Source organism: Streptomyces sp. XY431 (genome assembly GCF_001279805.1).
GTDB lineage: Bacteria > Actinomycetota > Actinomycetes > Streptomycetales > Streptomycetaceae > Kitasatospora > Kitasatospora purpeofusca.
The window spans coordinates 16,992-28,994 of record NZ_LGDO01000026.1 but is presented as its reverse complement, the minus strand read 5'-3'; the positions used below and the strand labels follow the sequence as shown (position 1 = coordinate 28,994).

The window sequence follows — 12,003 nt, the reverse complement described above, 5'->3', positions numbered from 1 at the left end:
CCTGCGCCCCTGCTCCCCTGCTCCCCTGCTCCCCGGCCGAAACAGGGCCGTCCGGCCCTATCGGAACCACCCCCGGTCACGCCAGACTTCGCGGTGGTTCCACACGACCCGCCACCAGGGCGGGCCCACGGGGTTGGAGTGGTGATGACGGAGAGTCCGGCGACCGGGGCGCGCGGCCCGGTCAAGGTGTTCCTGATGGACGACCACGAGGTGGTCCGCCGGGGCGTCCACGACCTGCTGGACGCCGAGCCCGACCTCCAGGTGGTCGGCGAGGCCGCCACCGTCGAGCAGGCGCTCGCCCGCGTCCCCGCGCTGCGCCCCGACGTCGCGATTCTCGACATGCGGCTGCCGGACGGCGACGGGGTGACCGTCTGCCGCGAACTGCGCTCGCGGATGCCCGACCTGGCCTGCCTGATCCTCACCTCCTTCGACGACGAGGAGGCACTTCTGGACGCCATCATGGCCGGGGCCTCCGGCTACGTCCTCAAGCAGATCAGCGGCACCGACCTCGTCTCCGCCGTCCGCACCGTCGCCTCCGGCCAGTCGATGCTCGACCCCGGCGCCACCACCCGGCTGATGGCCCGCCTGCGCGGCGACACCGCGCCCGCGCCGAGCTCCGACCTGCCCCAGCTCACCGAGCGCGAGCGGGAGGTCCTGGCCCTGATCGGCGAGGGGCTCACCAATCGCCAGATCGGCCAGCGGCTCTACCTCGCCGAGAAGACCGTCAAGAACCACATCTCCCGTTTGCTGGCCAAACTCGGCGTGGAACGGCGTGTCCAGGCCGCCCTGATCGCCACCCGGACCCCGGCCGACCCGACCCGGCCGAGCGGGCGGCCCGGCCGCTGAGCCTGCCCGGCCCGGGACACCCGACCGGGCAGGTCCGATCGGCAGCTCACCGGGGACCAACGGCCTCTCCTCCGGCACCCGGTGCGCAGGCACCATCGATGTCATGACACCTCACTCCACGACGCTGGACGAGTGGGAATGCCGACGACGCCTCGCCGGCCTCGCGGTCGGCCGCGTCGTCTACACCGTCGATGCGCTGCCCGCCGTCCAGCCCGCCCGTTACAGCCTCGGCGCCGACGGCAGCGTGCTGCTGAACGCCGGCGCCGGGTCCGAGCTGGTCCGCGCCGTGTCCGGCGCGATCGTCGCCTTCGAGGCAGGAGAGCTCGACGCCGCCGAGGGCAGCGGCTGGAGCGTGACCGTCCTCGGCCGCGCCGACGTCGTACCGGATCGGCCGGCGGACAGTCCGACCGACACGGTCACCGTCCGGATCCTCCCCGAACTGGTCAGCGGCCGCCTGTTCCCGTCGACGCGCCCGGCCCGGCCCTGACCGGACCCCGGTGTTCGGGCCTCGGCGTTCCGGACCTCGAACGCCCTCCCCGAGCACCGGGTCAGTGCACCAGGGGCACCGACCAGGCCAACCTGGTACCACCGGACCCGGGGCTCGCCAGCTCGAAGACGCCCCCCAGGCTCTCGGCACGTTCCGCGAGGTTGCGCAGGCCGCTTCGCCGCCCCTGGTCCGCGATGCCCACCCCGTCGTCCTGCACCGTGAGCTCCACCCGCGACCCGGTCGCCTGCAGCACCACCTCGACCCGCCCGGCGCGCGCGTGCCGGGCCGCGTTGCTCAGCGCCTCGCCCAGGACCGCCACCACATGGTCGGCCACCTCCGCCGACACATCGGTGTCGAGCAGGCCCTCCATGCTCAGCCGGGGCTGGAAGCCCAGGACCGCCTGCGCCTCCTCGGCCACTCGTACCACCCGCGACCGCAGCCCCTGGGCGCCCTCCTCCGCACGCGCCCGCAGCCCGAAGATCGTGGACCGGATGATCTTGATCGTCTCGTCCAGGTCCCCCACCGCCCTCAGTACCCGGTCCGAGGCTCCGCTGTGGTCGATCAGCCGGGCCGCGCTCTGCAGCGTCATCCCCGTCGCGAACAGCCGCTGGATCGCCAGGTCGTGCAGATCACGGGCGATCCGGTCCCGGTCCTCCAGCATCACCAACTGCTCCGCGTCCCGGCGGCGCTCGGCCAGCTCCAGCGCCAGCGCCGCCTGGTCCGCGAAGCCCAGCAGCGGGCCGATCTCCCGGTCCGTGAACGCCGACTCCGCCGTCCGCCGCGCCAGCAGCAGCACGCCGTCCACCGGACCGCCCGCCCGGCCCAGCGGCACGGCCACCGCCGGTCCGAGACCGTCGTAGCGCCACGGCCCGGCCGGGAACCGCGGATCGCCGGCCAGGTCCACCGTGGCCGCCGGAGTACCCTGCGCGCACGCCTCACCCGCCAGCGTGCCCTCCAGCGGCACGTCCAGGCCCAGCCTCGCGGCCGCGTCCCCGCCCAGCGCCAGCTCCACCCGCATCGTCCCGGTCCCCGGAACGGGCACCGAGACGTCCGAGAGCTCGGCACCGGTGATCTCCCGCGCCCGACGCGCGATCAGCTCGACCACCTCCGAACGGGACCCGCCCGACAGCAGACCGCGGGTGATCTCCGCACTCGTGCCGAGCCAGCGCTGCTGACGCTGCGCCTCCTCGTACAGCCGGGCGTTGTCGATCGCCACGCCGGCCGCCACCGCCAGCGTGGAGATCACCGACTCGTCGTCGGTGTCGAACTCCTCGCCGGAGCGCTTGTCGGTCAGGTACAGGTTGCCGAACACCTCCTCGCGCACCCGCACCGGCACCCCGAGGAACGCCCGCATCACCGGGTGGTGCACCGGGCAGCCGTACGACGACGGGTGCTCCGAGAGGTCCGCCAGCCGCAGCGGCTCCGGTCGGCGGATCAGCTCCCCCAGCAGGCCCCGGCCCGTCGGATAGGGGCCGATCCGCTCGATCTCCTCCTCGGACAGTCCCACCGTGAGGAACTGCGAGAGCGTCTCGCCGTCGGGGCCGATCACCCCGAGCGCCGCATACCGGGCGTCCACCAGTACGGCGGCCGCCTCCACGATGCGCCGGAGCACCTGCGTCAGGTCCAGCTCCCGGCCCACCGACAGGACGACCTCCAGCAGGCTGTGCACCCGGTCCCGGGTGCCCCGGGCCGCGTCGATCCTCGCCTGCAACTCCTCCAGCAGCTCGTCCAGCCTCAGCTGCGGGATCCGCGACCTGACCTCGTCCCCACCCACGCGAGCCTCCTCGTCCCATGCCATCGGCCGGTCGATTCTGGCAGACGACGGTTACGTCGTGACAGCGCCCGACCCCGCACCGGGTACCCGGCAAGCAGACGGGCCGGCCGCGACGGAGGTCGCGGCCGGCCCGGGGGCGGTGGTGGTGCGCGGAGGTCAGCGGAGCCAGGCGTTGCCGCGGACCACCGGAAGCTCCGCCCAGCGGCGGCCGAGGCCCCAGGTGGCGCCGGAGCCGGTCACCGCCAGGACGACGAGGACCAGGGCGTAGAGGACGTGGTAGTCGAGCAGCGGATTGGTGGATCCGCTCGCGGCGCCGTCGGCCAAGTGGCGGGCGGGCGGCCACTCGGCGGCCCACATCAGGGCGAGCAGGGCCGTGCCCCCCACCGCGGCGATCCGCAGCCCGATGCCACCGATCAGCGCGAGACCGAGGCCGAGGAGGCTCAGCATGAACATCCAGTCCACCCAGGCCTGGCCGGCCATGGCGTGGAAGGTCCCGCGGAACGGCCCCGCCGCGACATGGCTCAGGAAGCCCTTGGCGGGTGAGGCCCCGTCGACCCAGGCACGGCCGTCGGCGGTGGCGTAGCCGAGGCCGAAGGTCTTGTCGAGGAAGGCCCAGAGGAAGACCGCCCCCAGTGCGATCCGGACGGCGGCGAGGGCGGCGGCCGTGGCCGACACGGTGCGGGCGGCGGTCTGCCGGGCCACGGTGCGACGGAAGGTGGAGCGGTGGGGCGCCAGGGGCGTGTGGGCGTGCTGGGTGGCCATGATCGGTTCTCCTCTGCTGAGGTGGTTCGGCGGTGACGGTCCGTTCGAGCCGGTGCGCCGGCGCTCCCGGTACCGACTCTGGCTGAGCAGAATTTCGGGGCTGCCCGGGCCGAGCGCCCGCGGCAGTGCCGCCTGCGGTGAGGAGGGCGACGCGGACGATCGTTGCGATCGCGGCCCCGGCGACTGCTCGAAGCCTGCACCGTCGGCGACCCACCGGTCTGCGGGCCGTTGGTCCCGATTGCCGGAACGACGGTCCCGGTGCGGTCGGTTCTCCCCGGGACACCGCCCGCACCGGGACCTTCGGTACCGAGGTGGGGCTGCTCGGCCCCTGTGGCCGGGTCGTCGGCCGGCGGGACGCTGGTCGCCGGACGGGACCGTGCGCACCGGCGCCACGGCCGGCCGGGACCAGGGAGGTCACAGTCATGTCGCACGGTGTGGTGGTGGGGATCGACGGTTCGGAACAGAGCGCGGCGGCGGCCGCGTGGGCGGCCGGGGAGGCCGACCGCAGGGGGCTCGGGCTGCACATCGTCCACGTCGCGGGAACGGAGTTCGACGCCCTGGAGCGGGATCTCGGCGGTGACACCGTGGTTCCGGAACCGATCGCGGAGATCCGCGACCGCGTCGCGGCCGCGCTGCCCCGGCTGGAGGTGTCCTTCGAGATCTGGCCCGGGCATCCGGCGGAGACGCTCACCGGCGTCGGCGGGCGGGCGGAGCTTCTGGTCCTCGGCTCGCGCGGCCTCGGCGGCTTCACCGGCCTGCTGGTCGGCTCGGTGGGACTGCGGACCGCGGCCCGCGCCACCTGCCCCGTCGTGCTGGTCCGCGCCGGGGAGGACGGACCGGCGGAACCGTCCGCCGACGTCGTCGTGGGCGTGGCGGGCGACCGGCCGTGCGACGCCGTACTCGACTTCGCCTTCCGGCACGCGGCCGACACCGGGTCGGCACTGCGGGTGGTGGAGAGCCGGACCACGTCGTACGGCCCGTACGCGACCGAGGCCCCCGTCGACCAACGGCAGATCAGGGAGTCGCTGGCGGCCGCCGAGCAGCTGCGCCTGCGGGACGCCCTGTCCCGTTGGCGGGAGAAGTACCCCGACGTCCGTGCGGAGGCGGAGGTCTGCGCCTGGAGTCCCGCCAGGGCCCTGGTGGAGGCCTCCCGCAGCGCCTCCCTGGTCGTGCTCGGACGGCGTACTCCCAGGCACCAGGTGGCGGCGCCCCGGCTGGGGTCGGTGACGCAGTCGGTGCTCCACCACGCGCACAGCCCCGTCGCCGTCGTGCCGCACGACTGAACGGAGGGCGGCGGCGGGCGCCGCGTCGCCGTGGCGCCACCGCCGCCGACGCCGCCCCGGGTGCCGGACCGCCTTCCGCGCCGGACGGCCGCACCGGGACCGACTGCGTTCCGCGGCAGGGACCTTCGGACCGGATCCGGGTCCCGAAGGGCCGGTCCGTCCCCGCCCCGCACGAGAAACCCTTGAACAGAAGGCGCCCGCGGTCCCGCCGGCGCCCCGCAGCCGGACGATGCCCCGGAGAGGTAGTCCACCATGTCCCCTCGCCCCACGAACGCGGCCGAGCAGTCCCCCGCCGGCAACCCGCCCACCGGTCCCGGCACGGTCGAACCGCTGGTCGCGAACGCCCTGACGGCCCTGCGGGAGTACGGCCCCTTCACCCAGGAACAGGTCGACCACATCGTCAAGAAGGCCTCACTGGCCGCGCTGGCCCGGCACACGGCGCTCGCGGCCCTGGCCGTGGAGGAGACCGGGCGCGGGGTCTTCGAGGACAAGGCGGTCAAGAACGTCTTCGCCTGCGAGAACGTCACCCATGTGATGGCCCGGACGAAGACGGTCGGGGTGGTGCACCGGGACGAGATCGACGGCATCGTGGAGATCGCCGAACCGGTCGGTGTCGTGGCCGGCATCACCCCCGTGACCAACCCGACCTCGACCGTGATCTTCAAGTGCCTGCTGGCGCTGAAGACCCGCAATCCCATCGTCTTCGCCTTCCACCCCTCGGCGCAGCGCTGCTCCGCCGAGGCGGCCAGGACGGTCCGGGACGCGGCGGTCGCGGCAGGGGCTCCGGCGCACTGCATCCAGTGGATCGAGAAGCCGTCGATGGCGGCCACCGCCGAACTGATGAAGCATCCGGACGTCGCCACCGTCCTCGCCACCGGCGGCAACGGGATGGTCCGGGCCGCGTACTCCTGCGGGAAGCCGGCCCTGGGCGTCGGTGCGGGCAACGTCCCCGCGTACGTCGAGCGGAGCGCGGACCTCCAGCAGGCCGTGAACGACATCGTGCTGTCGAAGACCTTCGACAACGGCATGATCTGTGCCTCCGAGCAGGCCGTCGTCCTCGACGCGGAGATCCGTGCGGAGGCCCTGGTCGAGTTCCGGCGGCTCAAGGCGCACCACGCGAGCGCCGAGGAGAAGGCGCTGCTGGAGCGGTACCTGTTCGGCGTCGTCGGCGGAGCGGCCTGCTCCGGCGGCCGGCTGAACGCGGCGGTGGTGGGCCGCTCGGCCGTGCAGATCGCGGAGGCGGCGGGCTTCGGGGTGCCGGCCGACACCTCGGTGATCCTGGCCGACTGCGAGCGGGTCGGCCCCTCCGAGCCCCTGACCCGGGAGAAGCTCTGCCCCGTGCTGGCCGTCCTGACCGCGGGCTCGCGCCGGGAGGGTGTCGAACTGGCTGCCTCGATGGTGGAGTTCGACGGGCTCGGCCACTCCGCCGCGGTGCACACCCGGGACGCGGCATTCGTCGAGGAGTTCGGGCACGCGGTCAAGGCCTGCCGAATCATCTGGAACGCGCCGAGCTCGCAGGGCGGCATCGGCGACGTCTACAACGCCTTCACCCCCTCGCTGACCCTGGGCTGCGGCAGCTACGGGCACAACTCCGTCGCCGGGAACGTCTCGGCGGTGAACCTCCTCAACATCAAGCGGGTCGGGCGGCGCAACACCAACATGCAGTGGTTCAAGGTCCCGCCGAAGATCTTCTTCGAGCGCAACTCCGTCAAGTACCTGGCGAGCATGCCGAACGCGCACCGGATCGTCGTCGTCACCGACCACACCATGGTGGCGATCGGCCACCTGGAGCGGATCCGGGGCGTGCTCGACCGCCGCCGGGAGCCGGTCGAGGTGCGGGTGGTCGACTACGTCGAGCCCAACCCGAGCATCGACACGGTGCGCAGGGGCGCCGAGCTGATGCGGGAGTTCGAGCCGGACACCATCATCGCGCTGGGCGGCGGGTCGCCGATGGACGCGGCCAAGGTGATGTGGCTGATGTACGAGCACCCGGAGGTCGAGTTCGCCGACCTGAAGGAGAAGTTCTTCGACATCCGCAAGCGCGCCTTCACCTTCCCCGACCTGGGCGAGAAGGCGAAGCTGGTGTGCATCCCCACCACCTCGGGCACCGGCAGCGAGGTCACCCCGTTCGCGGTGATCACCGACACCGCCACCGGCCAGAAGTACCCGCTGGCGGACTACGCGCTGACCCCGAGCGTGGCCATCGTCGACCCGGCGCTGACCACCCGGCTGCCGAAGGACGTGACCGCCGACACCGGCTTCGACGCCCTGACGCACTGCATCGAGACCTACGTCTCGGTCTACGCCAACGACTTCACCGACGGACTGGCCCTCCAGGGCATCCGGCTGATCTTCGAGAACCTGGAGCGGGCCGTGACCGACGGCCCGGACGACCCGGAGGCCCGGGAGAGGATGCACAACGCCGGGACCATCGCCGGCATGGCCTTCGGCTCGGCGTTCCTCGGCGCCGTCCACGCCATGGCGCACACCCTGGGCGCCACCTTCCACGTGGCGCACGGCCGCACCAACGCGCTGCTGCTGCCGCACGTCATCCGCTGGAACGGCTCCGCTCCGAGCAAGGTCACCGGCTGGCCGAAGTACCGCAGCTACGTGGCCCCCGAGCGCTACCGGGCGATCGCCCGGATGCTCGGCCTGCCCGCCGGGACCCCGGAGCAGGGCGTCGAGTCGCTCGCGGCGGCGGTCGAGGACCTGCGCGACCGGGCCGGCATCCCGCGCTCCTTCAAGGACGCGGGCGTCGACGAGGCGGCCTTCCTCGCGGCCCTGCCGCAGCAGGCGATGAACGCCTACGAGGACCAGTGCGCCCCCGCCAACCCCCGGATGCCGATGCTCGCCGACATGCAGCGGCTGATGCGCCAGGCGTACTACGGCGACCAGGCCTGAGAAGGGAAACCGAGATGACCACCGCACCGCACACGCACCCGGCCCCCGCCCCGGCCCCGGCCTGGGAGGGCTTCCGCGGTGAAGCCTGGCGGGACGCCATCGACGTCCGCGACTTCATCCAGCACAACTACACCCCCTACGAGGGCGACGCCGGCTTCCTGACCGGCCCCACCGGACGGACCACCGAGGTGTGGCGGCGGATCACCGACCGCTTCCCCGAGGAGCGCGCCAAGGGCGTGTACGACGTCGCGCACGACATCCCGTCCACCATCACCGCACACGCCCCTGGCTGGATCGACCGGGAACGGGAGCTGATCGTCGGGCTCCAGACCGACGCCCCGCTCAAGCGCGCGATCATGCCCAACGGCGGCTGGCGGATGGTCGCGGGAGCACTGAGGACCTACGGCTACCCGGTCGACCCGCAGCTGGAGACGACCTTCACGCGGTACCGCAAGACCCACAACGCCGGGGTCTTCGACGCCTACACTCCCGAGATCCGGGCCGCCCGCCGGGCCGGCATCATCACCGGCCTGCCCGACTCCTACGGACGCGGCCGGATCATCGGCGACTACCGCCGCGTCGCCCTCTACGGCGTGGACCGGCTGATCGGGGCCAAGCTCGCCGAGAAGTCCGAGCTGGACGCCGCCCCGCGCGATCCGGCTCGGCTGGAGGAGACGATCCGCGAGCGCGAGGAACTCGCCGAGCAGATCCGGGCCCTCGACGAACTCAAGGAGATGGCCTCGGCCTACGGGCACGACCTCTCCGGGCCGGCCCGCACCGGCCGGGAGGCCGTCCAGTGGCTGTACTTCGCCTACCTGGCGGCGGTCAAGGAGCAGAACGGCGCGGCCATGTCCCTCGGCCGCACCTCGACCTTCCTGGACGTCTACCTCCAGCGCGACCTGGACGCCGGAGTCCTGACCGAGCAGCAGGCCCAGGAGCTGGTGGACGACTTCGTCATCAAGCTGCGGATCGTCCGCTTCCTGCGCACCCCCGAGTACGACGAGCTGTTCTCCGGCGACCCGACCTGGGTCACCGAGTCGATCGGCGGCATGGGCACGGACGGCCGCACCCTGGTCACCCGGACGTCGTTCCGCTACCTGCAGACCCTGTACAACCTCGGACCGGCCCCCGAGCCGAACATGACCGTCCTCTGGTCCCCGCGACTTCCCCGGGGGTTCAAGGAGTTCTGCGCGCGGGTGTCGATCGACACCTCCGCGGTGCAGTACGAGTCGGACGAGCTGATGCGTCCGCGCTTCGGCGACGACACCGCGATCGCCTGCTGCGTCTCCGCCATGGAGGTCGGCAAGCAGATGCAGTTCTTCGGCGCCCGGGTCAATCTCGCCAAGACGCTGCTCTACGCGATCAACGGCGGCCGGGACGAGAGGACCGGCGAACAGGTCGGCCCGGCCACCGCCCCGGTCGGCGGGGACGTGCTCGACCACGAGGAGGTGCTGGCGCGCTTCGACGAGCAACTGGACTGGCTCGCCGAGACGTACGTCCACGCGTTGAACGTCATCCACTACATGCACGACCGGTACGCCTACGAGCGGCTCGAAATGGCCCTGCACGACCGGGACGTCAGGCGCACCATGGCCTGCGGCATCGCCGGGCTCGCGGTGGCCGCCGACTCGCTCGCCGCGATCGAGTACGCGAAGGTGACCCCGGTGCGGGACGCCACCGGGCTGGTCACCGACTACCTGGTCGAGGGCGACCCCCCGGCCTACGGCAACAACGACGACCGCGTGGACGCGATCGCGGTCCGGCTGGTCGAGGAGTTCATGGGCAAGGTCCGCCGGCACCCCACCTACCGCGGCGCCGAGCACACCCAGTCCGTGCTGACCATCACCTCCAACGTGGTCTACGGCCGGAAGACCGGCAACACCCCGGACGGGCGCAGGGCCGGCGAACCGTTCTCCCCCGGTGCCAACCCGATGAACGGGCGCGACCGCCACGGCTACGTGGCCAGCGCCCTGTCCGTCGCCAAGCTGCCGTACGAGCACGCCGAGGACGGCATCTCGCTCACCAACACCGTCGCCCCGGACGCCCTGGGCCGCACCGGGGCGGAGCGGATCACCAACCTGGTCGGCGTACTGGACGGCTACGTCGCCTGCCACGGCTTCCACATGAACGTCAACGTCCTGAACCGGGACACCCTCGTGGACGCCATGGCCCACCCGGAGAAGTACCCGCAGCTGACGATCCGGGTCAGCGGCTACGCGGTCAACTTCGTCCGCCTCACCCGCGAGCAGCAGCTCGACGTGATCGGCCGCACCTTCCACGACGCGCTGTAGCCCCGACCACCCCCGCGCGGTGCCGACGCCTCCCCGACCGGGGCGCCGGCACCCCGCCCTGCCGCAGGAGCACACTCATGACCGAGCCCACCCCGGCCGGCCGCGCCGCCCGTCCGCGCCCGGTGACCGGCACACTGCACTCCTGGGACCTGTCGACGGGCGTCGACGGCCCCGGCACCCGTTTCGTCGCCTTCCTCGCCGGCTGCCCGCTGCGCTGCCTGTACTGCCACAACCCCGACACCCGCCGCATGCGCGACGGACAACCCTCCTCCGCCGACGGGATCGTCCGCGAAGCCGCCAAGTACACGACGTTCATCCGCGCCTCCGGCGGCGGCGCGACCGTGAGCGGCGGCGAGCCGCTCCTCCAGCCCGAGCTCACCGGCGAACTGCTGCACCGCTTCAAGCACGAACTCGGCCTGCACACCGCGCTGGACACCTCGGGCTTCCTCGGCGCCCGCGCCACCGACGCGCTGCTCGCCGACACCGACCTCGTCCTGCTCGACATCAAGTCCTGGGACGACGCGCTGTACCGCCGCCTGACCGGGCAGGAACTCGCCCCCACCCTGGAGTTCGCCCGCCGTCTGGCCGCCCTCGGCACCGAGGTCCGGGTCCGCTTCGTCCTCGTCCCGCACCTGACCGACGCCGCCGAGAACATCGAGGGCGTCGCCGCCTTCACCGCCTCGCTCGGCAACGTCACCCGGGTCGACGTCCTGCCCTTCCACAGACTCGGCGCCGCCAAGTGGCGCGCCCTCGGCCTCGACTTCCCGCTCGCCGACACCCCGGTGCCCACCGCCGGCCGGACCGCCGAGGCCCGCGCCGTCTTCGAGGCACACGGCCTGTACACCGTCTGACCGGCGCCGACCGGTGACCGGCATCCGCGGCCGCCCCGACCGGACGGCCGCCGGACCGGTGGTGGCCCCTCGCGGAGTGCCCCCACCCGGGGGGGGCCGGCGAGCCCGAGGACGACGGCCGCTCATCCCCCGCCGATACGGCGGCCGGTGACCTCGTTGGGGACGACGCGAACCCACAAGGGGCGGCTGCCGCCCGCCCACGGGGTGGCCCCCGGCAGGCGGAGGAGCCGTTGTTGCTCGTCGGCGTCCTCGACGTGGTGCGCCGTGCCGAGCATCAGCACGCTCCACCCCTCGCTCAGCCGGTCGTCGAGGTGGTCGATCTGGAACGACACCGGCGAGTTCTCCGGCGGTGCGGCCGCACCGCGGGGCGAGGTGCGGTAGACGATCGTCTGCCGGTCGACGGCGTAGTTCACCGGGTAGACCGACGGCCCCGCATCAGCGGGAAGGCCCACCCGGCCCAGCCCGCGGATGCCGACCAGGTCCCAGCACTCGGGCTCGGTGAGGTGCCTCAGCAGCGGCCTCGCCCCGGCCGCGGGCTCCGACTGCCCCGGCGGGGCGTCCGGCCGGTCCTCCAGGAGGTCCGTCCAGGTCATGCGGAGCACGGCCGCCACCCGGACGAACCCGGCGGCGTCGAAACCGGGCCCGGCCTCCAGCAGGTGCCGCAGGTAGGAGGGCGCCATGGCGGCCTCGCGGGCCAGTGCCGCCTCGTCGACACCGAGTTGGCGTCGCCGTTCGTCGATCCGGCGCGCCACGTCGACGGCGTTCGCCCGCCGGACGGCTTCGAGATCGGGAATGCGGGTCACGGTGG

The 12,003-nt window shown here is 73.1% G+C and carries 9 protein-coding genes; 6 read left to right on the top strand and 3 right to left on the bottom strand.

All coding sequences use genetic code 11. The annotated features are described in order from the left end of the window. Positions 1–144 precede the first annotated feature (144 nt). Both ADK60_RS04850 and ADK60_RS04845 read left to right on the top strand, forming a co-directional pair. On the top strand, positions 145–846 hold the full coding sequence (locus ADK60_RS04850; protein WP_053643520.1) for a response regulator: 702 nt from the start codon (positions 145–147) through the stop codon (positions 844–846). A 103-nt stretch (positions 847–949) separates the two neighbouring features. Beyond that, positions 950–1,333, top strand: a complete 384-nt coding sequence (locus ADK60_RS04845) for a pyridoxamine 5'-phosphate oxidase family protein (RefSeq protein ID WP_045944103.1) — start codon at positions 950–952, stop codon at positions 1,331–1,333. A 61-nt stretch (positions 1,334–1,394) separates the two neighbouring features. Here ADK60_RS04845 and ADK60_RS04840 read toward each other — a convergent pair whose 3' ends face one another. Continuing rightward, positions 1,395–3,107, bottom strand: a complete 1,713-nt coding sequence (locus tag ADK60_RS04840) for a GAF domain-containing sensor histidine kinase (RefSeq protein WP_502687395.1) — start codon at positions 3,105–3,107, stop codon at positions 1,395–1,397. 156 nt (positions 3,108–3,263) lie between these two features. Next, the gene (locus ADK60_RS04835; protein ID WP_053643516.1) at positions 3,264–3,869 is read right to left on the bottom strand and encodes a hypothetical protein; all 606 of its coding nucleotides are present in this window, start codon (positions 3,867–3,869) and stop codon (positions 3,264–3,266) included. A 422-nt stretch (positions 3,870–4,291) separates the two neighbouring features. On the opposite strand from ADK60_RS04835, the gene ADK60_RS04830 reads away from it, so the two are divergent. The 4 genes from ADK60_RS04830 to pflA all read left to right on the top strand — a co-directional run bounded on the left by ADK60_RS04830 (position 4,292) and on the right by pflA (position 11,195). Next, positions 4,292–5,152 carry a universal stress protein gene (locus ADK60_RS04830; RefSeq protein ID WP_053643514.1) on the top strand — a complete coding sequence of 287 codons (861 nt, stop codon included), beginning with the start codon at positions 4,292–4,294 and terminating at the stop codon, positions 5,150–5,152. 252 nt (positions 5,153–5,404) lie between these two features. Next, positions 5,405–8,053, top strand: a complete 2,649-nt coding sequence (gene adhE / locus ADK60_RS04825; RefSeq protein ID WP_053643512.1) for a bifunctional acetaldehyde-CoA/alcohol dehydrogenase — start codon at positions 5,405–5,407, stop codon at positions 8,051–8,053. A gap of 14 nt (positions 8,054–8,067) precedes the next feature. Further along, complete coding sequence (gene pflB / locus ADK60_RS04820) at positions 8,068–10,344, top strand: formate C-acetyltransferase (RefSeq protein WP_053643510.1); 2,277 nt, start codon at positions 8,068–8,070, stop codon at positions 10,342–10,344. Between the two features lie 77 nt (positions 10,345–10,421). Continuing rightward, positions 10,422–11,195 carry a pyruvate formate-lyase-activating protein gene (pflA, locus tag ADK60_RS04815; RefSeq protein WP_053643508.1) on the top strand — a complete coding sequence of 258 codons (774 nt, stop codon included), beginning with the start codon at positions 10,422–10,424 and terminating at the stop codon, positions 11,193–11,195. 122 nt (positions 11,196–11,317) lie between these two features. Here the strand turns inward: pflA and ADK60_RS04810 are convergent, their stop codons facing one another. Further along, a complete protein-coding gene (locus tag ADK60_RS04810) occupies positions 11,318–11,998 on the bottom strand; it encodes a pyridoxamine 5'-phosphate oxidase family protein (RefSeq protein ID WP_045944109.1) in 681 nt (226 codons plus the stop codon). Between the last annotated feature and the right edge of the window lie 5 nt (positions 11,999–12,003).

Bases quoted from the DNA above. Each gene is read 5' to 3' on its own strand.
- ADK60_RS04850 (WP_053643520.1), top strand. From the start codon at position 145: ATGACGGAGAGTCCGGCGACCGGGGCGCGCGGCCCGGTCAAGGTGTTC.
- ADK60_RS04845 (WP_045944103.1), top strand. From the start codon at position 950: ATGACACCTCACTCCACGACGCTGGACGAGTGGGAATGCCGACGACGC.
- ADK60_RS04835 (WP_053643516.1), bottom strand. From the start codon at position 3,869: ATGGCCACCCAGCACGCCCACACGCCCCTGGCGCCCCACCGCTCCACC.
- ADK60_RS04830 (WP_053643514.1), top strand. From the start codon at position 4,292: ATGTCGCACGGTGTGGTGGTGGGGATCGACGGTTCGGAACAGAGCGCG.
- adhE (WP_053643512.1), top strand. From the start codon at position 5,405: ATGTCCCCTCGCCCCACGAACGCGGCCGAGCAGTCCCCCGCCGGCAAC.
- pflB (WP_053643510.1), top strand. From the start codon at position 8,068: ATGACCACCGCACCGCACACGCACCCGGCCCCCGCCCCGGCCCCGGCC.
- pflA (WP_053643508.1), top strand. From the start codon at position 10,422: ATGACCGAGCCCACCCCGGCCGGCCGCGCCGCCCGTCCGCGCCCGGTG.